The organism is Sinorhizobium fredii (assembly GCF_002944405.1).
In the GTDB taxonomy this organism is placed as follows: domain Bacteria; phylum Pseudomonadota; class Alphaproteobacteria; order Rhizobiales; family Rhizobiaceae; genus Sinorhizobium; species Sinorhizobium fredii_C.
The window spans coordinates 527462-548389 of sequence record NZ_CP024310.1 but is presented as its reverse complement, the minus strand read 5'-3'; the positions used below and the strand labels follow the sequence as shown (position 1 = coordinate 548389).

At 64.7% G+C, this 20928-nt stretch carries 19 protein-coding genes; 11 read left to right on the top strand and 8 right to left on the bottom strand.

Annotation, left to right across the window (positions count from 1 at the left end; all coding sequences use genetic code 11):
• Positions 1 to 79: 79 nt before the first annotated feature.
• The gene (locus NXT3_RS26355; protein ID WP_097525776.1) at positions 80 to 391 is read left to right on the top strand and encodes a DUF1905 domain-containing protein; all 312 of its coding nucleotides are present in this window, start codon (positions 80 to 82) and stop codon (positions 389 to 391) included.
• Here NXT3_RS26355 and phnF read toward each other — a convergent pair.
• Positions 375 to 1106, bottom strand: coding sequence for a phosphonate metabolism transcriptional regulator PhnF (phnF, locus tag NXT3_RS26350; protein WP_179864744.1), 732 nt, complete (start codon positions 1104 to 1106; stop codon positions 375 to 377). The two genes, NXT3_RS26355 and phnF, sit on opposite strands and share 17 nt — an antisense overlap.
• A gap of 100 nt (positions 1107 to 1206) precedes the next feature.
• On the opposite strand from phnF, the gene phnG reads away from it, so the two are divergent.
• The 7 genes from phnG to NXT3_RS26315 are packed head-to-tail and all read left to right on the top strand — an operon-like array spanning position 1207 to position 6377.
• Positions 1207 to 1674: a phosphonate C-P lyase system protein PhnG gene (gene phnG / locus NXT3_RS26345; protein ID WP_104840983.1), complete on the top strand. Its 468-nt coding sequence runs from the start codon at positions 1207 to 1209 to the stop codon at positions 1672 to 1674.
• On the top strand, positions 1674 to 2282 hold the full coding sequence (gene phnH, locus NXT3_RS26340; RefSeq protein ID WP_104840982.1) for a phosphonate C-P lyase system protein PhnH: 609 nt from the start codon (positions 1674 to 1676) through the stop codon (positions 2280 to 2282). The genes phnG and phnH overlap by 1 nt, the downstream gene beginning before the upstream one ends.
• A gap of 3 nt (positions 2283 to 2285) precedes the next feature.
• Entirely contained in the window at positions 2286 to 3392 is a 1107-nt protein-coding gene (locus tag NXT3_RS26335) for a carbon-phosphorus lyase complex subunit (RefSeq protein ID WP_037418922.1), read from the top strand.
• Positions 3389 to 4282, top strand: a complete 894-nt coding sequence (locus NXT3_RS26330; RefSeq protein ID WP_097525772.1) for an alpha-D-ribose 1-methylphosphonate 5-phosphate C-P-lyase PhnJ — start codon at positions 3389 to 3391, stop codon at positions 4280 to 4282. Before NXT3_RS26335 ends, NXT3_RS26330 begins: the two co-directional genes overlap by 4 nt.
• Positions 4279 to 5055 (top strand): phosphonate C-P lyase system protein PhnK, encoded by a 777-nt coding sequence (gene phnK, locus NXT3_RS26325; RefSeq protein WP_104840981.1) that lies wholly within the window; start codon positions 4279 to 4281, stop codon positions 5053 to 5055. The genes NXT3_RS26330 and phnK overlap by 4 nt, the downstream gene beginning before the upstream one ends.
• Positions 5056 to 5058: 3 nt before the next feature.
• On the top strand, positions 5059 to 5766 hold the full coding sequence (gene phnL / locus NXT3_RS26320) for a phosphonate C-P lyase system protein PhnL (protein WP_097525771.1): 708 nt from the start codon (positions 5059 to 5061) through the stop codon (positions 5764 to 5766).
• On the top strand, positions 5763 to 6377 hold the full coding sequence (locus tag NXT3_RS26315; protein WP_104840980.1) for a DapH/DapD/GlmU-related protein: 615 nt from the start codon (positions 5763 to 5765) through the stop codon (positions 6375 to 6377). The genes phnL and NXT3_RS26315 overlap by 4 nt, the downstream gene beginning before the upstream one ends.
• Positions 6378 to 6533: 156 nt before the next feature.
• Here NXT3_RS26315 and NXT3_RS26310 read toward each other — a convergent pair whose 3' ends face one another.
• The 6 genes from NXT3_RS26310 to NXT3_RS26285 form a co-directional block, all read right to left on the bottom strand.
• Positions 6534 to 8252, bottom strand: a complete 1719-nt coding sequence (locus NXT3_RS26310) for a dihydroxyacetone kinase family protein (RefSeq protein ID WP_104840979.1) — start codon at positions 8250 to 8252, stop codon at positions 6534 to 6536.
• A 4-nt stretch (positions 8253 to 8256) separates the two neighbouring features.
• Positions 8257 to 9198, bottom strand: coding sequence for a sugar phosphate isomerase/epimerase family protein (locus NXT3_RS26305; protein WP_104840978.1), 942 nt, complete (start codon positions 9196 to 9198; stop codon positions 8257 to 8259).
• Positions 9199 to 9252: 54 nt separating this feature from the next.
• Entirely contained in the window at positions 9253 to 10788 is a 1536-nt protein-coding gene (locus NXT3_RS26300; RefSeq protein WP_104840977.1) for a tripartite tricarboxylate transporter permease, read from the bottom strand.
• 34 nt (positions 10789 to 10822) lie between these two features.
• Positions 10823 to 11323: a tripartite tricarboxylate transporter TctB family protein gene (locus NXT3_RS26295; RefSeq protein ID WP_037418912.1), complete on the bottom strand. Its 501-nt coding sequence runs from the start codon at positions 11321 to 11323 to the stop codon at positions 10823 to 10825.
• A gap of 77 nt (positions 11324 to 11400) precedes the next feature.
• Positions 11401 to 12387 (bottom strand): tripartite tricarboxylate transporter substrate binding protein, encoded by a 987-nt coding sequence (locus NXT3_RS26290; RefSeq protein WP_037418894.1) that lies wholly within the window; start codon positions 12385 to 12387, stop codon positions 11401 to 11403.
• 74 nt (positions 12388 to 12461) lie between these two features.
• Positions 12462 to 13508: a 4-hydroxythreonine-4-phosphate dehydrogenase PdxA gene (locus NXT3_RS26285; RefSeq protein WP_097539213.1), complete on the bottom strand. Its 1047-nt coding sequence runs from the start codon at positions 13506 to 13508 to the stop codon at positions 12462 to 12464.
• Between the two features lie 201 nt (positions 13509 to 13709).
• Here NXT3_RS26285 and NXT3_RS26280 point away from each other — a divergent pair, with 201 nt between their 5' ends.
• Positions 13710 to 14396 carry a GntR family transcriptional regulator gene (locus NXT3_RS26280; RefSeq protein ID WP_097525765.1) on the top strand — a complete coding sequence of 229 codons (687 nt, stop codon included), beginning with the start codon at positions 13710 to 13712 and terminating at the stop codon, positions 14394 to 14396.
• 62 nt (positions 14397 to 14458) lie between these two features.
• On the opposite strand, the gene NXT3_RS26275 is transcribed toward NXT3_RS26280, so the two are convergent.
• Entirely contained in the window at positions 14459 to 15004 is a 546-nt protein-coding gene (locus tag NXT3_RS26275) for a Pycsar system effector family protein (protein WP_097525764.1), read from the bottom strand.
• A gap of 130 nt (positions 15005 to 15134) precedes the next feature.
• On the opposite strand from NXT3_RS26275, the gene NXT3_RS26270 reads away from it, so the two are divergent.
• Together NXT3_RS26270 and NXT3_RS26265 are read left to right on the top strand one after the other, a co-directional pair.
• Positions 15135 to 18752, top strand: coding sequence for a FecR domain-containing protein (locus NXT3_RS26270; RefSeq protein WP_104840976.1), 3618 nt, complete (start codon positions 15135 to 15137; stop codon positions 18750 to 18752).
• Entirely contained in the window at positions 18752 to 20743 is a 1992-nt protein-coding gene (locus tag NXT3_RS26265; protein ID WP_104840975.1) for a CHASE2 domain-containing protein, read from the top strand. The genes NXT3_RS26270 and NXT3_RS26265 overlap by 1 nt, the downstream gene beginning before the upstream one ends.
• The last annotated feature ends 185 nt before the right edge of the window (positions 20744 to 20928 follow it).

Genomic DNA, 20928 nt, shown 5'->3' with positions numbered 1-20928 from the left:
ATGCGGCAAAAACGCGTCGGAAATGCGGCGTTTTGGCCTTATTTAACGGAATGGCGGCAAGCGAGAGTAACTGAGACAGATGGGCGAATTCGAATTCGACGGCGAGCTCTGGCTCTATCCCGGCAAGGGCGGCTGGCACTTCGTCACCCTGCCAGCGGAGATTGCACGGCAGATCAAGTTCCTGGCCGAACGGGGAAAACGCGGCTGGGGTAGCGAGGCTGTGATCGCACGCACGGGCAAGACGGATTGGACCACGTCGATCTTCCCCGACAAGGCCTCGGGTTCGTTCCTGCTGCCGGTGAAGGCGGAGGTTCGGCAGCGAGAAAAACTGGCTGCCGGTCAAACGATGCGCATCAAGCTGTCGTTGGACGGCGCTAAGTCTCGACCCTGAGCTTCATCCGGTCGGCTGCAAAACGCGTCCGCGAGTATTCGACCGGCCGGCCTTCGAGGTCGGCATTGACCGATTGGGCCTCTAGCACGATCGCCCCGGGTGAAAGCTGGAGCAGCGTCAGCTCCTCCGCTTCCGCATGTCGCGCGACGATCTCGGTGGAAGCGCGGACATAATCGTAGACGCCCTGGGCGGCGAAGGCCTTGGTCACGGAGCCGAGACGGGCATATTCCTCCGCCATCCGCGGAAAGCGGTCGGCGGGAAAATAGCTGAGCGACGTGGAGAGCGGCCGGCCGTCGCCACTGCTGACGGTGTGGAGCTCGACGAGCAGCGCACTCGGAGCAAGACCTAGTGCCGTGGCAATCTCGCCGCTCGCCGGCACTTGGCCGTGCGCCAGCAGCCGGGTGCCGATTTCCCTCACCTGTCGGCCGAGCCCCTGCGAGAAGCGGGTACGCCGCGAGATCGGATAGGTGACCCGCTCCTTGCGCTCGATCAGCGTGCCGCGCCCCTGCACGGCGCGCACCAGTCCTTCGTCGGCAAGGGCCGCCAGCGCGCTGCGGACCGTATGGCGGTTGACGCCGAAGTCGTGCGCCAGCGCCGTCTCGGGCGGCACCATTCCGGTCGTGTCGTAGTCGCCATTGCTGATCGCCAGCCGTATGCGGTCGGCAATCTGCCGCCAGAGCGCCACACCGGTCTGCCGCTCGACCGTTTTTTTCACTGCCGTTTTTGCCACCGTCACAAGCCTGTCATTTCCGACCGTTAGAGAATGGTATAGGATGTATAGTTGTCTAGATCAATAGACATTTGGGATGAAGCAAATGGACGCGAAGCAGAGATTTGAAGCCCCAGAGGCGTGGGATCGCAAGGAAGGCATGCGGCTTCTGGCCCGCGCCACCCTTGCGGAACTGACGGCCGCCTGGGAAGCCATAGCCGACAAGCCGGACGTGGCGCCGGTCCGCGGTCCGGAGACCGGACTCGTCATGGTGCGCGGCCGCATCGGCGGCGGCGGCGATCCTTTCAACCTGGGCGAGGCGACAGTGTCACGTGCCACCGTCCGGCTCTCGACCGGCGAGGTCGGCCACGGGCAGATGCTCGGCACCGACAAGGAGCGCGCCCGCTACGCGGCGATCTTCGACGCCCTTTTCCAGCACGATGCGCACCGTCGGGCGGTCGAAGCGCTGCACCGGCTGATCGCCGCCCGCCTCGATAGGCAAGACCAGCGGAAAGCCGAGGAGACGGCGGCGACCCGCGTCGATTTCTTCACCATGGTCCGGGGAGAGGATTGATGGGCACGCAGTCGCAGATCTATGCCGGCGCGTTCGCCGATCCCGTCTTCGCGGCGCAATCCGTGTTCCGCACCCTGATGGACAGTTTTGCCCGCCCGGGCACCATCGGCCGGCTCTCGGCTCAATCGGCACCACGCTCGCCTCTTGGTAACGCCAGCGGCGCCGTGGCACTGACGCTCTGCGATCACGACACCCCCGTCTGGCTCTCACCGGCGCTCGCCAAATCTTCGGTGCCGCAATGGATCGCCTTCCATACCGGCGCCGCCCTGACCGAAGCCAAGGACGAGGCGCGTTTCGCCTTCGTCGAGAAGGGGGCCGCGGTGCCGGGCTTCGATCAGTTCGCCCTCGGCACCCAGGAATATCCCGACCGCTCGACGACGCTGGTGGTCGAGATCGAGGCACTGACCGGCGGTGAGGCGCTCGTCGCTCGCGGGCCGGGCATCAAAACTGAGATCGGCGTCGCACCGAAGGGCCTGCCGGACGTCTTTCTCGACTTCTGGGCGGCCAACTGGGCGGTCTTCCCGCGCGGCATCGATCTGGTGCTGACGTCGGGCGACGCGGTGCTCTGCCTGCCGCGCACGACGAAGCTCTCGGCGAAGGAGTTCTGATCCATGTATGTTGCCGTGAAGGGCGGGGAAGCCGCCATCGCCAATGCGCATCGCCTGCTTGCCGACCGCCGGCGCGGCGACCGCTCGCTGCCCTCGATCACCATCGAGCAGGTGGTCGAGCAGCTCGGTCTGGCCGTCGATCGCGTCATGGCCGAGGCCTCGCTTTACGACCGCTCGCTCGCCGCACTTGCCGTGCGCCAAGCGCGCGGCGACATGATAGAGGCGATCTTCATCCTGCGCGCCTATCGCACCACGCTCCCCCGCTTCGGCTATTCCGAGCCGATCGACACTGCCGGAATGCTGGTCGAACGGCGCGTGTCCGCCACCTACAAGGACCTGCCCGGCGGTCAGCTTCTCGGCCCCACTTTCGACTACACCCACCGCCTGCTCGACCCGTCGCTCATCGGCGACGAACCGGTCGCGGCGCCGGCGATGAAGTCATCGGGCGAACAGGTCATGCGCGTCTCGGACATTCTCGACGGCGAGGGCCTGATCGAAGTCGACGGCCAGATGCCCGATGGTCATGTGGCGGGCGACCTGACGCGAGAGCCGATGGAATTCCCGATGGCCCGCGACCTGCGCCTGCAGGCCCTTGCCCGCGGCGACGAAGGCTTTCTCTTGGCGCTCGCCTATTCCACCCAGCGCGGCTACGGCCGCACCCATCCCTTCGTCGGCGAGGTCCGGATCGGCGAGGTGGAGGTCGAGCTTGATCTGCCGGAGCTCGGCTTCGCCGTCTCGCTCGGCACCATCCGCGTAACCGAATGCCAGATGGTCAACCAGTTCAAGGGCTCGGCCAAACAGCCGCCGCAATTCACCCGTGGCTACGGTCTCGTTTTCGGCCAGAGCGAACGGAAGGCCATGTCGATGTCGCTCGTCGACCGGGCGCTCCGGACCGACGAGTTCAGTGAGGACATCGTCGCCCCGGCCCAGGACCAGGAATTCGTCATCTCGCATGCCGACAACGTCCAGGCGACCGGCTTCGTCGAGCATCTGAAGCTGCCGCACTACGTCGATTTCCAGGCCGAGCTCGACCTGGTGCGGCGCATGCGCCGCGACTACAAGGCCGCCCACGCCGGCCAAGCGGACGGCATGAAGGAGGCCGCCGAATGAACGACCTTGCCACCTACAATTTCGCCTATCTCGACGAACAGACGAAGCGGATGATCCGGCGGGCGATTCTCAAGGCGATCGCCATTCCCGGCTACCAGGTGCCCTTCGCCTCCCGCGAAATGCCGATGCCCTATGGCTGGGGCACCGGCGGCGTGCAGGTCACCGCCTCAATCCTTGGCCCCGATGACGTTTTGAAGGTCATCGACCAGGGCGCCGACGACACCACCAATGCCGTCTCGATCCGCGCCTTCTTCCAGAAGGTCGCTAACATCGCCGTCACCACCAAGACGACGGATGCGACGATCATCCAAACGCGCCACCGCATTCCCGAGGAGCCGCTTCGAGAAGGCCAGACGCTCGTCTACCAGGTGCCGATCCCGGAACCGTTGCGCTTCCTGGAGCCACGCGAGACCGAGACGCGCAAGATGCATGCGCTCGAAGAATACGGCCTCATGCATGTGAAGCTCTACGAGGACATCGCCCGCAACGGCCACATCGCCACGACCTATGCCTATCCGGTCAAGGTCGAGGGCCGCTACGTCATGGACCCCTCGCCGACGCCGAAATTCGACAATCCGAAGATGCACATGTCGGAGGCGCTGCAGCTCTTCGGCGCCGGCCGCGAGAAACGCATCTATGCGGTGCCGCCCTTCACCGAGGTCGTCAGCCTCGATTTCGAGGACCACCCTTTCGAGATCCAGAAATTCGACAAGCCCTGCGCGCTCTGCGGTGCGGAGAACGTCTATCTTGACGAGGTGGTGCTCGACGACAAGGGTGGGCGCATGTTCGTCTGCTCCGACACCGACCATTGCGAGGAGCGGCAAGCGAATGGGCATGCCGGCGCCATGCTCGGTCGCCCCCAGAACGAACGCAAGGAGCCCGCAGAATGAGCGCCCTGCCGCTTCTCAAGGTCAAGGACGTCTCGAAGTTCTACGGAAGCCGTATCGGCTGCCGCAATGTCTCCTTCGAGCTCTATCCCGGCGAGGTGCTCGCCGTCGTCGGCGAGTCCGGTTCTGGCAAGACGACGCTGCTTTCCTGCCTCTCGACTCGGCTAATGCCGAGCTCCGGCATCATCGAATACCACATGCGCTACGGCCAGTACCGCGATCTGGCCCATATGGGCGAGGCCGAGCGGCGCTTCCTGATGCGCACCGATTGGGGTTTCGTGCACCAGAACCCTGCCGATGGGCTGAGGATGACGGTTTCGGCCGGCGCCAATGTCGGCGAGCGGCTGATGGCGGTCGGCGACCGGCACTACGGCAATATCCGCGCCAGCGCCAGCGACTGGCTACGGCGCGTCGAGATCGGCGAGGACCGGATCGACGACCAGCCGCGCGCCTTTTCCGGCGGCATGCGCCAGCGCCTGCAGATCGCCCGCAATCTAGTCACCTCGCCCCGCCTCGTCTTCATGGACGAGCCAACCGGCGGCCTCGACGTCTCGGTTCAGGCGCGCCTCCTCGATCTGGTGCGCGGCCTCGTCCACGACCTCGGGCTGGCCGCGATCATCGTCACCCACGACCTCGCGGTGGCCCGCCTCCTCTCGCACCGGATGATGGTGATGAAGGACGGCACGGTCATCGAACAGGGGCTGACCGACCGCGTGCTCGACGACCCGCGCGAGCCCTATACGCAGCTTCTCGTCTCTTCGATCCTGCAGGTGTGATCCATGGCTACTCCCCTAGTCGTTTCAGAAGTCGCCAAGAGCTTCACCATGCACCTGCGCGACGGCGTACGCCTGCCGGTCGTCGCCAACGTCTCCTTCTCGGTGAAGACCGGCGAATGCGTCGTGCTCGGCGGCCCTTCCGGCGTCGGCAAGAGCTCGATCCTCAAGATGCTCTACGGCAATTACGGCGTCGACGGTGGCCAGATCCTGATGGAGCATGACGGCCGGCTCGTGAACCTCGCGGATGCCGAACCGCGCACCGTGCTCGAAGTGCGCCGCACCACGCTCGGCTATGTCAGCCAGTTCCTGCGCGTCGTGCCGCGCGTCTCCGCCCTCGACATCGTCGCCGAACCTTTGCAGGCGCGCGGGGGTGCGGCCGCCGAGGCGAGGGAGCGCGCTGCAGAACTGCTTTCGAAGCTCAACCTGCCTCAGGAGCTGTGGGCTCTACCACCCGCCACTTTCTCCGGCGGCGAGCAGCAGCGCGTCAACATCGCCCGCGGCTTCATCACCGATCACAAAATCCTGCTGCTCGACGAGCCAACGGCCTCGCTCGATGCGAAGAACCGCGCCGTTGTGGTCGAGATGATCGCCGAGAAGAAGGCGCAAGGCACGGCGCTGGTCGGCATCTTCCACGACGCCGAAGTCCGCGACGCGGTCGCCGACCGCATCATCGACGTCTCCGAATTCTCGCCGAGGAAGCACGCCGCATGAGCCATAAGCTTGGTCTCGAACCCTTCATCCATCGGACCGCCAGCGTCACAAATTCGAAGCTTGGGTGCTACACGGAGATCCAGGAGCGTTCGCGTCTCGACGAGGTCGAGTTCGGCGACTATTCCTACGTCATGCAGGACGGCTCTATCTGGTGCGCGACGGTCGGCAAGTTCGTCAACATCGCCGCCGCCGTGCGCATCAATGCCACCAACCACCCGACCTGGCGGGCGACGCTGCATCATTTCACCTATCGCGCGCCGATGTACTGGGACGACGCCGAGCCGGATCACGACCTCTTCGCCTGGCGCCGGCAGAACCGGGTGACGATCGGCCACGACGTCTGGATCGGCCATGGCGCCACGATCCTGCCAGGCGTCAAGGTCGGCAACGGCGCCGTCATCGGCGCCGGCGCCGTCGTCTCGAAAGACGTTGCGCCCTACACGATCGTCGGCGGCGTCCCCGCCAAGCTGATCCGCCAGCGCTTCACCGCCGAGATCGGCGAGGCCATGGACCGCCTCGCCTGGTGGGATTGGGACCACGCCAAGCTGCGCCGGGCGTTGGATGATTTTCGCGAACTGACGGCGGATGAGTTTCTGGTGCGGTACGGATGATGCAGACCCCCCTCATCCGGCCTGCCGCCACCTTCTCCCCGCAATCGGGGCAAAGGGGACTCGCGGTACCGCTCTGCTAAGTCCCCTCGCCCCGCCTGCGAGGAGAGGGTTAGGGTGAGGGGCAAATCCGCCGTCCGGTGCGCGAGGCGATCGAAATCATACGTCGCCAACGCCTCCCAAGAACTCACCCGTAACCCTCGCCACCAGCGCCAGCGAGGTCGCGCCGGCATCCGGATGACCTATGCTCTTCTCCGCCAGCGGCCGCGCCCGCCCGAGCTTTGGCGTCAGGCTGGATGTTCCCTCGGCCGCGTCCTGCGCGGCCTTTGCCGCCGCCTTCCAGGCCTCGACGAGAGGCTTGCCGGCTGCAGCTTCCCTTTCTAGCCTGTCGACGAAAGGCACAAGCGCGTCGACAAGCGTCTTGTCGCCGACGCGGGCGCGACCGAGCCGGGTGACGCCGTCGAGAGCGAGACGCGCACCCTTGACGACCGCCGCTTCGCCGATCTTCTCGTCATCGCAGAAGGCATTGCTCCAGGACCTGAGCGCCAGCCCCCAGATCGCGCCGGACGTGCCGCCGGCGCGGTCCGCCCAGGCGTCGCCCGCGGCAGCCAGCACGCTCGCCGCGCCGGCGCCCGCCGCAACCGCTGCATTGGCAGCATCTAGCGCGGCGGCCGAGCCGCGCCGCATGCCCTGGCCATGGTCGCCGTCGCCGGCAATGGCGTCGATCCGGCCGAGTTCGTCTTCCGCCGCCTTCAGCGCTTCAGCGACACTGCCGATCAGCCGGGCGATACACCTGCCGCTCTCCTTCGAAGCTTCCGAGGCGGCGCCGAACGACTGCGGCCCTTCCGCATCGACGATGTCGTCCGTCGCAGGTTCGGCAGCGATGATCGTGCCCTTGCGCAGCACTGGCGCATCTGCGGGCGCGCGCCACAGCACTTCCAGCTCCTCGTCGAGCCAGAGAAGCGTCAGCGAGCAGCCCTGCATGTCGAGGCTGGTGACGAATTCGCCGCATTCCGGGTCGACGATTTCCAGCCCCGCCCCCGCCAGTTCCTTGGCAATCGCCGTCCACAACACGAAGAGCTCCTCGTACTTGGTCGAACCGAGGCCGTTCAGCACCGCGGCGACCTTGCGGGTGCCGGCCGGCCGCTCGGCCAGCAGCTTCCCGATCAGCAATTTCGCGAGGTCGCTGGCGGAGGAGATCGTCTCCTCGCTGATGCCGGGCTCGCCGTGAATGCCGAGGCCAAGCGCCATCTGTCCCTTAGGGACGGTGAAGAGCGGTCCGGCGGCGCCCGGCAGGGTGCAGCCGCCGAAGGCGACGCCGAACGACACGGTCCGTTCATTGGCAAGGCGCGCCAGCCGTTCCACCTCGTCGAGCGATTTTCCCGCCTCGGCGGCGGCGCCGGCGATCTTGAAGACGACGAGGTCGCCAGCAATGCCGCGGCGCTTGGCCGGCGTTTCCACCGAAGCGCTCGCCACGTCGTCGGTCACCGGCACGAAGCGCACGTCGATGCCTTCAGCGTGCAGGCGCTCGGCCGCAACCCCGAAGTTCAACACGTCGCCGGCATAGTTGCCGAAGCCGAGCAGCACCCCGCCGCCCTGGTTCGCATGGCGGCAGACCCGGGCGACGGCGGCCGTCGACGGGGAGGCGAAAACGTCGCCGGCAACCGCCGCATCCGCGAGGCCCGGACCGACATAGCCGGCAAAGGCCGGATAGTGGCCGGAGCCGCCGCCGATCACCACGGCCACCTTGCCCTTAGGCACTTTGGTGGAGCGCACCACGCCGCCCTTCACCAGGCGGACATTACGGGCATAGATCGCTGCGAAACCGGCAAGCGCAGTCGTGGCAAAATCTTCCGGAGCGTCAAAGATCGTCGTCATCGCTTTAATGTCCCTGTTCGCGAGGCAGGATGCGCCTCAGATAATCGCGGTTGGCGGCGCTGACGGAAAGCCCGTCGCCGCCATAATGCTCGCAGAGGAAGGGGCTTTCGAAGCCGTGCGCCAGGGCCATGCGGATCGCCGAGCGGTAATTGATGACGCCGAATTCGAGCGGGGCCGGATGGGTGACGATGAGCCCCGAAGCCGCATCCTCCGTGCGGTTGTAGTTCTTGACGTGCCAATATTTAGCAAAGGGCGCAACCTTTGCCATCATCTCCTGCCAATGCTCGACCGGCCGATGCAGGCGGATGAGGTTGCCGAGATCGGCGTTGATGCCGACATTTTGGAGCCCGACCTCCTCGACGAAGCGCACCGAACTGTCGGCCGTGCCGAGATAGGTGTCCTCGTACATTTCCAAGGACACCTCGACGCCGAGCTCTTCCGCATGCCGGCCGAGCTCGCGGACCCGCGAAACCGCCGTCTTCCACGTCGCCGCGTCGTCCGGGTTGTTCAGTCCATCGACGGTCCAGAACCACAGCACTTGTCTCTGCGCCTCCGTCAGCGGACCGAAGAAGCCGAAGGAAACAGAGCCCGCGCCGACTGCCGCCGCAGTCTCGATGACCCGGTGTCCATAGGCGAGATATTCCTCGCCATGCTCGGGATCGATCAGGCTGCGCCGCGAGGTCGAGATCGCCGGGATCGCGAGGCCGAGGGATTGAGTCAAACCGACGAATTCTTCCAGCCGATCACGCGACAGATCCGCGAGCCGGATCCAGCTGTCGGTCGGGTCGAGCTCGGTAAAGCCGGCGTCGACCACATCGTGAAGCGTTGCGGCCCATTCCTCCACCGACTGCTCCTGCACGGATCGGCCGTCCGGCAAAATGTTTGGGTACTGGATCATCGCGGCCGCGATCGGCCAGTTGTCACGGTTCCATTTGCGTGGCGCCATGGCGAACTCCTCGAGATTGGAGAGATTTGATCAGGTGTTTCTGCGGCGGCCCATTCAGGCTGCCGCGTTGCCGTCGCCATGCGGAGCGACGTCGTGCCGGCGCTTGCGCAGGCTGCCTATCAGCCAGAAGGCAAGCGGGGAAAGAAGCAGCACCAGGCCGAGCGCCATCAGCGCGGAAACGAGCCCGTTCGACCAGAAAATGTTGAGGCTGCCGCCGGACATCAGCATCGATTGGCGGAATGCATCCTCGGCCTTGTCGCCAAGCACCATGGCGAGAACCAGCGGCGCCAGCGGATAATCGAGCTTCTTGAAAACGTAGCCGAGCAGGCCGAAACCAATAACCAGGAAAATGTCGGAGACGGAATTTGCGACCTGATAGGCCCCCGAGAAGATCACCGCGACGATGATCGGACCGATGATCGAGAAGGGCACGCGCAGGATCGAAGCGTAGAGCGGCACGGTCGCGATCACCAGGAACACGGCGACGACATTGCCGAGATACATCGAGGCGATCAGGCCCCAGACGAAATCCGGCCGGTCGGTGAAGAGCATCGGACCGGGCGTCAGGCCCCATATCATCAGGCCGCCCATCATCACCGCGGCGGTCGCCGAACCGGGCACGCCAAGCGCCAGCATCGGCAGCAGCGCCGAGGTGCCGGCCGAATGGTCGGCGGTTTCCGGCGCCACGACGCCGCGCGGATCGCCCTTGCCGAACAGGGACTTGTCGCGTGCCGAGCGGCGGGCGATGCCATAGCTCATGAAGGACGCGGCGGTCGGGCCGGCCGGCGTGATGCCCATCCAGATGCCAATGATCGTCGAGCGGGCGACGGTCAGCCAGTAGCGCGGGATCTCGATCAGCGTGCGGCCGATCTCGGCGAGCTTGACGCGCGCCTTGATGCCTTCGAAGCGCAGGCCTTCCTCGGTCGTCAGCAGCAGTTCGCCGATGCCGAAGAGGCCCATGACGGCGATCAAGAAGCTCACGCCTTTTATGAGTTCGGGAATGTCGAAGGTCAGCCGCAGATTGCCGGAGATCGTGTCCATGCCGATCGAGGCGAGCGCGAAGCCGAGCATCATCGAAACGAGGGTCTTGAAGGGCGACTGCGCGCCCATCGAGATGAAGCTCGCAAAGGCGAGGAAATAAACTGCGAAATATTCGGGCGACGAAAACCGGAGGGCGAAATTCGCGACCCAGCCGGAAAGCAGCGTGATCATCACGACGCCGGCCAGCGCCCCGAGGCCGGCCGAGACGAAGGCGAGCGTCAGCGCCCGGCTTGCCTGTCCGGCCTTGGCCATCGGATAGCCGTCGAAGGTGGTGGCGACGGAGGAGGGTTCGCCCGGGATGTTGAAGAGGATCGACGTCGTCGAGCCGCCGAAGAGCGCGCCCCAATACATGCAGGAGAGCAGGATGATCGCCGAGATCGGTTCCATTGAGAAGGTGAGCGGCAAGAGCAGCGACACGCCGTTCGGTGCCCCGAGCCCCGGCAGCACGCCGACAAGAATGCCGAGCGTCACGCCCACCATCATCAACAGAATGTGGTTCCAGCTCAGGATGTGGCCGAAGCCGTCGATCAGAAGACCGATATTTTCCATGTCATTCCTCCCGCAGGCAATGCATTCGCCCGGGTCAATAGATCCCGAACCAGGCCTCGACCGGTCCCTTCAGCAGCGGAACCTGGAAGCCGATTTCGAAGACGACGAAGAAGACGAGCGAGACGCCGAGCCCTGCCGGCAGGGCGATCCACCATCTGTAGCGCCCTTGGAAGAGCATCGTCGCGGCGATATAGAGAGCCGTCCCGACATAGAGCCCGAGCCAGGCGGAAACGGCGCCGAAGGCAACGAGCGGCAGCAGGAAGGAAGCAACAACCTTGGCGCGCCCGGCATCGAGGAAGATCTCTCCGGTGCCGCGGTGCTTGAGGAACGCGTGGGCGATATTGACGAGGCTGCCGAAGACGATGAGAAGGCCGATATAGAAGGGGAAATAGCCCGCATCCGGCCCCATCTCGGTCCAGCCGGCGCCGATATCGAGCGAACCGTAGCAGACGGCGGCGCCAAAGGCGGCGGTCAGCGCCGCGACGCCAAGCTCGACCGCGAAGCGGGAGACCCCATTCGCACTGTTCTCACTCATGACCGTAACCTTTCGAAAGCGGTGGCAGGCGCCGAAAGCGCCGGAGAGCATGTCCGCTCCCGGCGCCCGCCTGAGTCTTAGTTGGCAAGCCAGCCTTCGCGCTTCAGCACTTCGCTGACGGCGGCGCCGTCCACCTCGACCGCGGACTTGAGTTCGTCACCGCTCAGATAGACGGGCGACTGCGACGTATCGGCGAGATACTTCGCCCATTCCGGCGTCTCGGAAACCTTGCGCATCACATCCGCATAGAACTGCACGACATCCGGCTCGACGCCGCCCGGCAGCCAGACGGTGCGCGGCATGGAATAGTTGTCGATCGGAATGCCGGCCTCCTTGCAGGTCGGGATATCGCCCCAGCCCTTGTCGCCGGCGACCTTCGTGTCGCTCGAAAGCTTCACGCTCTTGAAGACGCAGAGCGGCTTCACCATGCCGGCCTGCCACTGGCCGAGATTCTCGCTCGGATTGTTGACATTGGCGTCGATATGCTCGCCGGCAAGCTGCACCGCCGCCTCGCCGCCGCTCTTGAACGGGATGTAGTTGATCTTGGCGCCGGTCGCGTCGTTGATCATCGAGGTCAGGATCTGGTCGACGTCCTTCGACTGGCTGCCACCGATCTTTAAGCCGCCCTCCTTCGCCTTCGCGACGAAATCTGCGGCAGTGGCATAATCCGCCTTGCCGTTGACCCAGAGGACGAATTCATCGGATGCAAGAGCTGCGACCGGCGTCAGGTCCTCGGCCTTGTAGGGCACCTTGGCGCGAACGGGCAGCAGATAGGCGTTGTTGGTGCCGAAGGCGAGCTTGTGGGCGTCGCCCTTGTAGCCGGCCGTGTAGACGAAGCCCTCCGCTCCGCCGGCGCTGCCCTTGTTGGTGACGACCACCGGCGACTTCATCAGTTCGTATTTGGCGATGATCGCCTGAATCGTGCGCGCGAAAATGTCTGTGCCGCCGCCGGGACCGGCGGTGACGACGAATTCCACCGGGCGGTTCGGCTCGAAGGCCGCGGCCGGCGCGGCCACGCCGAGCGCGGCGGCGATCATGCATGCGATAGAAACGGATTTCTTCATGTCTTGTCCTCCCGTTGAGTTGGATCCGGCGCAAGACCTCCCCTGGCGCCGGTATGTCTTGAAAGCGTGCGAATTCAGGCGGCGGCGGAGAGCCCCCGGTTTTTCTTCGCCATGCGCGCCGCAAGCAGGATCGCTTCGCGGCTGGCGCCGACATCGGCGATGCCCTTGCCGGCAATGTCGTAGGCCGTGCCATGCGCCGGCGTGCAGAGCGGGAAAGGCAGGCCGCCCATCATCGTCACGCCCTTGTCGAAGCCCATCAGCTTCATGGCGATCTGGCCCTGGTCGTGATACATGGTCAGCACCGCGTGGAAGCCTTCCTTCAGCGCCCGCACGAACACCGTGTCGGCCGGAAACGGCCCCTCGACGTTGAAGCCGAGCGCCTTCGCCTTCGCGACGGCCGGCTCGATGATGTCGATCTCCTCCATGCCGAAGCTGCCGCCGTCGCCGGCATGCGGGTTCAGCCCCGCGACCGCGATCCGCGCCTCGTCATGGCCGGCGTTCGTGAGGCAGGCCCGGGTGAGCTCGAGTTCGGCAACAATTCCTTCCACCGAAAGGCTTCGCGCCACGTCCTTGAGTGGAATGTGCGAGGTGACGCGGGCGTTCCATACTTTTTCAAGCACATTGAACTCGCGGACCTTGCCGGTGAAGGAAAGCACGTCGGCGACGAAGCGTATCTCGTCGTCATAGCCCGGATAGGCAAAGCGCATTGCCTTCTTGTTGAAGGGCGTGAAGCAGACCGCGTCGGCCTTGCCGGCATGCGCCAGCTCCAGCGCCGCGCGAAAATTCCGGGTGGCGAAGGTGCCGCCGGCAAGCGTCGCCTGGCCGCGCACCACATCGGCCGGATCGAGATGCCTGAGATCGACGAAGACGTGACGCGCGGTGCCGGCCCGGTCGAGCGTCTCGAGCGAGGCCGCTTCGAGATCGAGCGTTACGCCGGCCACCTTGACGCCTTCGTCAAGAATGCGGCGATCACCGATGGCAATGACATGCGCCGCTTCTCGGACATCCCCGAGCGCCAGCAGCCGCGCCGTGAGTTCCGGACTGATCCCTGCCGGGTCGCCCATGGCAAGGGCGATGACAGGCCGGCTATCCACCGCTTCGGCCGCTCCGTTGCTCGTCATTCGATGCTCCTCCGTTTTCATGCCTTGGCCCCCGTCATACGTCATCCAATATTCTGCATCAAGTCTTTTGTATTCTGTATGCAGCATTTTTTGTTGACGATGGCGGGGCCTGTCTCCATGCTTGAATGAGGCGCAGCTGATTCAATCGGGGCGACCAAGAGAACTTACGACCGGTCACCGGTCGCAGCGCAGAACGGGAAAATGAACGAAATCACATCATTGGAGCGGCGGCCCGAAGGCGGCCCGGGGCCGATCCGGCGCACTGCGCTGCACGACACGCTGGTCAGCCATCTTCGCGACATGATCATCGAGGGGGATCTGCCGCCCGGCACCCGGCTGCACGAAGGTCAGCTCGGCGAACAACTCGGCGTGTCGCGCACGCCGCTGCGCGAAGCGATCAAATATCTGGCGAGCGAGGGCCTGGTCGAGCTCGTGCCGAGCCGCGGCGCCGTCGTCAAGCGCTTCAGCGCCAAGGACGTCAAGGACATGCTGACCGTCTTGCAGTCGCTCGAGGAGCTTGCCGGCCGACTTGCCTGCGAAGCCGCAAGCGACGCGGAGATTGCGGAAATCAGGGCGCTGCACGACGAAATGGTCGCCCGCTACAAGGCAGGCGACCGGCTGCAATATTACAAGCTCAACCAGCAGATCCACACGGCGATCGCTCAGCTTTCCGGCAACGCGGCGCTCGCCGACATGCACGCCATGCTGCAGACGCGGCTGAAGCGCATCCGCTTCATCGGCCACGAAGGCCCGGAAAAATGGGCTGCCGCCGTCGCCGAGCACGAGGAGATGATCGCGACGCTCGAGGCCCGCGACAAGGGCAAGCTATCGGAGGTGCTGGGGCGGCACCTAACGAAGGCCTGGGAGCGGGTGCGCGACTCGGTGTAGGCGCGGCGAGGTAGCGCCTGCCGCTTTCTCCGTGGCGGAAGTCAGTGACGGCTCAGCCAGGTTCAGGGGATTGCCAGCAGGCAGACATAGGCGAGTACCGTGATCAGCAGGCCGCGGAAAGCGGCGATGACGAAGCGATATTTGCTGCAGGCAATCGCCGAAAGCACGTCGGCGTTGTCCACATACTGCCGAAACAGATAGGTCGAATCACCACGGCCTGCCGCATCGATGAACTCGTCGCGGTGGGCGCGCCACGCACCCCAGAAGAGCGTCGTGGACGTGGCGCCCTTTCTCGGCAGGACAACGAGAATGGCGGCAAGCAACGAGAATATCGAGGCCAGCGCCATGGCAGCCGAGAGTATCATCGGCAGCATCTCCCCTTCCGTATATCGCTGCCAAGTAAACACGCTCCGCCCTTCTTCGGACGAGACCAAGAAGGCAAACATGAAGGTAAAGATATAGGCCGCCTTCTGATCGGACATCTTGATCTGATCGGAGAAGACATCATTGATCTTCTGGATGTGATCGTAATAGGCGGCCGGCGCGATCTCCCGGCCCTCTCCTTCACTTGAGGCTTCGAGCTTGTACAGATTTCCCCCGAGATCCATGTGTGTCCCCTTGCTCCTTGTCTCCTCTTTATTACACCGGGCCGGTAACAATATATGCCCAAAACTGGGCGCTTGACTTTTCCAGCCCGAAAATCCACTGGATTCCGTGTAACGAGGGGCAGTTGCAGGAATGCGGCGAAGAAGAACGGGGGCATTGCTGACCGCAATGGCGCTCTTTGCGCCATCGCTCGCGTTTGCCGAGCCGGTGCCGCGGCATCAGCCCGCGGCAGGATCGGTTATTGCCCGCAAGTCCGGCGAGGAGGTGCGCTTCGTCGATGTATCTAATTGGCGGTTCGTCGACCTCGCCCAAGACCTGATTGCCGGCGACGTGCTACGCACCAACGCCACCGGCGCGCTCGCCGTGCTCTTTCGCGACCACACGCAGATCCGGCTCGGACGGAACACTGCCTTGCGGGTCAAGCAGATCGGCGGAGGCAATACGAACCTCGAACTTCAATCCGGGTCGATCTGGGCTCGCGCCGAACGCGGCGGCGAAGGCCTGGTCATCGACACGCCCGCCGCGGCCGCCGCCATCCGCGGCACCGACTGGACGATGACTGTCGGCGGCGACGGCAAGACGTCGCTCACCGTCCTCGAAGGTGTCGTCGAGCTCAAGAACGCCTATGGCAGCGTGAGGGTGAAGCAGGGCGAAGGTGCCGTCGCCGCAATCGGCAGCGCGCCCGCCAAGATCGTCATCGTCACGCCGAAGGACCGCGAGCAGATGCTGTTCCATCTGTCGCTTCGAAATGCCTTCGCCTGGATGCCCGCGACACCGCTCAGTGTTCCGGAGATGCGTCGGGAACGCGCGCGGATCGAGACGCAGCCCAATGCCTCCCGATCCGCCGAGGATTGGCTCGGCCTTGCCGAGATCTATCTAGCCCTCAACGGCCGTCAGAAGGCTCAGGCGGTACTCTCGGAGGCAGACAGGCATGGCCTGACCGGCTCTCAGCTCGCGCGCGCCAAACTCATCCGGGCGCTGATCGCCGGCTCCGCAAATCAATATCGGGAGGCAGCACGGCTATTCGCGGAAGCCGAACGGGGGCTCGACCCGAGCCGCCGGACCATAGCAGCCTACGGGGGATATTTTGCCCGCGGTCTTGCGGACCCCGATCGTGTAGAGACACCCCCACGCGCCGCGGCGGGCCGTTATGCTGGAATGGCGCAGGCCTGGACCGCTGGTTTCCGGGAAGACATCCCCGCAGCCATCGCGGTGATCAAGAAGGCCGAGCGGAGATACCCCGACGACCCGACCTTGCCGGCGGCCCGCGCCCAGCTCGCCCTCTTGCTCGACGATAGAGACGAACTTCGCGATGGCGTCGAACGCGCACTTTCGATCGATCCGGACGATCCGACCGCGCTCGAGGCCCGCGCCCATTACCGCTACCACATCGAAAACGATCTCGAAGGCGCATTTGCCGATCTCAACAAGGCATTGAAGACGGCCCCGGGTTCATCCTCCATCTGGAATTCGTTGGGGCTCCTCCAGGGTGAGCGCGGCGACAACCGCGCCGCCGACGTCGCATTCAAGGAAGCGATCGCGCTGGACCCTCTCGATCCCGTCGCTCATGCAAACCTCGCCATCCAATACATGGATGAGATGCGGATGGCCGAAGCGAAACGCGAAATCGACACTGCGCTCTCCGTGGACCCCTCGTTCGACGTGGCGCTTGTAGCGCGCGGGCGCTATCACCTGCAGAACGGCGAGGTCGATAAGGCGGTCGAAGACCTGCTCGCCGGCTCGACGGCCAATCCCGCCTATTCCAACGCCCAGCTCCTGCTTGCGGCCGCCCATTATGAAAAGCACGACCGGGTTCCGGCCGGACAGGCGCTCGACAATGCCGATAGGCTGGATCCGAACGATCCCGTCGTGGCGACGGTCCGAACCGCTATCGCCATCGACGCCTATGACGCAGACGCCGCCATCCGCAACGCCCAGGAAGCGATGCGCCGCACCCGGGCGCGCGGCGGCGACACAGCGGCGCTCGGCGCCAACCAGGAGGCCGGCTCGACGCTCAACGACGCCTTCCGCCTGCAAGGCCTCGACGCCTGGGGCCAATATTACGGCGATGCCGTGTTCGACCCGTTCACCGGCGCGAGCTACGTCGACCAGGCGGTGCGCGGCAGCGTCAATCCATTCTTCAACAACTACGACTTCGCCGCCAACGCAATCACCAACACGACCAACACCACCAGCTTCTCCGCTCTCTTGCAGGGGCTGCTGATCGAGCCGCACATGCTCGCTAGCCGCGAGCGAACCGTCAACTTGCTGCGCTCGCCTTTCTTTGAAGCAGAACTCGGCGGCGGATTCATCGCCAACAAGGATCACACCGGGCGGGTGGGAGAAGCGGCTGTCCGCGGATTTACGGCGTCTCCATTCCCGATCACCGTCTTCGGTACATTCGAGTGGGAAGAGCCGCGGGACACGATCGAATCTGCAGGACTGCCCATCGATCGCGAACGGCGGATCATCGGCGGCAGCGGCTATCTCACGGCCAGCCCAACTCCCGACGACCGTTTTGTCGCCTTCGCAAACTACGCGGATGTCGATGAATCCCGGGAAGTTCTGCCTACACCGCCGGACCTAGGTTTCGGAGACGACTCTTCCGCGCTTATTTCCGGTCTCGCCTGGAGTCACACATTCGGCTACCGCAATGTCGGGAACGCTGCTCTGTTTTTCAAAGAAGTTCGAACCGGTGATAGCCTGACTGCTGTGGATGCCACAGGCACCGAAACGAATCTCGATCTGGACACCAAAGAGCGAAGTTATATTGCTGCCTTGAGTCACACCTACGGGGAAGGAGACCTGACGTGGCGCTACGGCGCAGAGGGTGGGAAAGTGCGGTCTGACAGCCGGACGCATTTCAGCTTCACCGCGTCGCCGCCGTTTCCTTCAGCAACAATAACCGACTATGAATCGTCCGTGCAAACAGTGGCCAAAGCCTATGTCGACGGCCTGTACGAGATCACCCCCGATCTCAAGGTCGAAGGTGCGCTGTTCGCTCGCTATATCGAGGACGTCAACGACAACGACATCCGGATCGAACCGAAACTCGGCATCGCCTGGGCGCCGGGCGAAGGTCATTGGCTGCGCGCAGCCGTTCAGCGCGAAGGTTACAATTTCGGCGCAGCCACGCTGGCCCCCGTTGGCATTGTCGCGCTGCAACCCAATCAGTTCCTGATTGGCACTTCCGGCTATGCCGACACGCTGGCCCTCCGATGGGACGCCGAATGGAACGACTGGCTCTTCACGGCAGTCGACTACCAGCACCAGGAAATCCGCAACGGGTCCATTGCTTTCCCGTTCACCACTGTCGGCGGCCCGTTCGACTTTAATTTTGACAAGGGCAGAGTGGACCGCGTTGCGTTGACCGCCAATGTGGCGCTTGGCCACGGGCTCGGCCTCTCGGCGACCGCGGCCCGCATCGAAAGCGAGAATCTGTCGGCTGGCAGCAGCGGCGATCTGCCCTTGCTGCCTGAAAGTTCCGGCCAGGTGGCGCTGACCTGGGTCAACACCGCCAACGTTAAGACGACCGTGGCTGCCAATTATGTCGGCGAGCGTACGACAGACCTTGGCGCGACCCTCGACGACTTCTGGACCCTCGACGCATCTCTCCTATGGGAGCCTTTCGACAAGCGGATCGAGGTCGAACTCGCCGGCTTCAACCTGCTCGACGAGGAGTTCGAGCTCAGCGACGGCCTGCCCGGCTGGGGCCCCACGGTCAAGGGTACGGTGAAAGTGCGGTTCTGATGAACGCCCCGCGTCCAGCGCCCACCCGTCAGCGCGTGTCCTCGGCAATCGATCGCATTCGCCTTTCCCCGCGGCGAGCAAAGCTTGCCATCTTGACCGCCTTCGTCGCTGCCCTCGTCTCGCTCGCCTCGCTGACCGGGTCCTGGTCGCTCGCAGATCTCAGAGCCTATGACTACCTCTCGATCATCGGCCGCCCCGCGCTTCCGGAGGACAGCCCCATCATCGTCGCGATCGACGAGCCGTCGATGGCTGAGATCGGCAGCCAATGGCCGTGGCCTCGCGCGCTGCACGCCCGGCTGATCGAGGCGCTGAGAAAGGCCGGCGCACGGGCGATCGCGCTCGACGTCATCTTTGCCGAGTCGGCCGCCGATCCGCGAAACGACGCGGCGCTCGCCGCAGTCCTGGGTCCCGACGTGGTGCTGGCCGGCGACCAGACGCTGATCCAGACGCCGCAAGCCGAACAATTCGTCCGCACCGAACCCCTCGCCCGCTTTACGGACAGAGGCGCGAAGGTCGGCATCGCCTCGGTCAATCTCAGCGGCGACGGTACGCTCAGGCAAATCCCTCCCTATCCGGACGGCTTCGCGGTGACGCTCGCGACGGTCGCCGGAATGACCTCGGAGCCGCCGCGGGGTGAGACCCTGATCCAGACCTTCGGCCCGGCGCGCACCTATCCGACCGTTTCCTATTACCAGGCGCTCGATCCGGAAAATTTCCTGCCGGAAGGCACGTTCCGCAACCGCGTCGTCATCGTCGGCCTGAGCTTGCAAAACGCCCCGTCGATCGCCGAGGGCGGCGTCGATGCCTTCGCCACCTCCGACACGGTGTTTTCGCGCGGCCTCGTCGCCGGCGCGGAGATCCAGGCGACTATCTACGACAATCTCGTTCACCGGCTCGCCATCAAAATGGCGGGCACGCCCGTTTCCATGCCGGCAATCCTCGTCGCCGCGCTGGCCGCAGCGCTTGTCGTCTTGAAATTGACCAGTTGGAGGACGTTCGGCTACGGCGCCTTCGCGCTCGCGCTGATCGTTCTCGCAAGCTACGGCCTGATGCGCTTCGGCCATGTCTTCGTCTCACCGCTCGGCCCCGCCCTCGCCTTCCTCGGCGTTGCCGTCGGCCAGGCGGGCATCGACTATGCCGAGGAGCGCCGCCGCCGCCGCGAGATCACCCGCGCCTTCTCGCAGTATCTCTCGCCGGCGCTCGTCGAACGGCTGGCGCAGGACCCGTCGCAACTGAAGCTCGGTGGCGAAAGACGGACGCTGACGATCCTCTTCTGCGACGTTCGCGGCTTCACGACGATCGCGGAAGACATGAAGGACGACCCGGAGGGGCTGACGACGCTCGTCAACCGGCTGCTGACGCCGCTCTCGGAAGCGGTGCTGAATCAGGGCGGCACGATCGACAAATATATCGGCGACTGCCTGATGGCCTTCTGGAATGCGCCGCTCGACGATCCCGACCACGCCCTTCACGCCGTCGCTGCGGCCCGCGACATGCTAGCCGCGCTCACCCGCATCAATGCCGAGCTCGATGCCGAGGCGGTCGCGGCCGGGCGGCAGCCGAAGACGCTGCGCATCGGCATCGGCATCAATACCGGCGAATGCGTCGTCGGCAACATGGGCTCCGCCCGCCGCTTCGACTATTCGGCGCTGGGCGATGCGGTCAACCTCGCCTCGCGCCTCGAAGGCGCCTCGAAGGACTACGGCATCCCGCTTCTGCTTGGCGAACGGACAGCCGCACTCGCCGCCGCCAGTTTCCCGGTGGTCGAGATCGACCGCATCACCGTCAAGGGACGGAACACGGTCTCGCCGGTCTTCACGCTGGCCGAGGATGCCTCCGAGGCAGCACTCGGCCGACATCTCGCCTATATCGAAGCGAAGTACCGCGACCCCGGCGGCATCGACGCGGCTGAGTTCGACGCGCTCAAATCGGCGCTGCCCTCGCTCGAGCGCTATTACGAACGCGAACGCGAGCGGCTCCGCTCCGCCTAGAGCATCCTGCTTTCAAGTGGAACCACCGAAAGCAGAAAAGATGCTCTAGATTCAAAGTGCTATAGCGTCCTTTGCGCGTTCGAATGAACGCGCGGCGCTCTAGAGGCGGAATCCAATCCGATTGGAACGGCGTGATACCCCGCTCTGCCCTGCCGGGCCATCTCCCCCACAAGGGGGGAGATCGG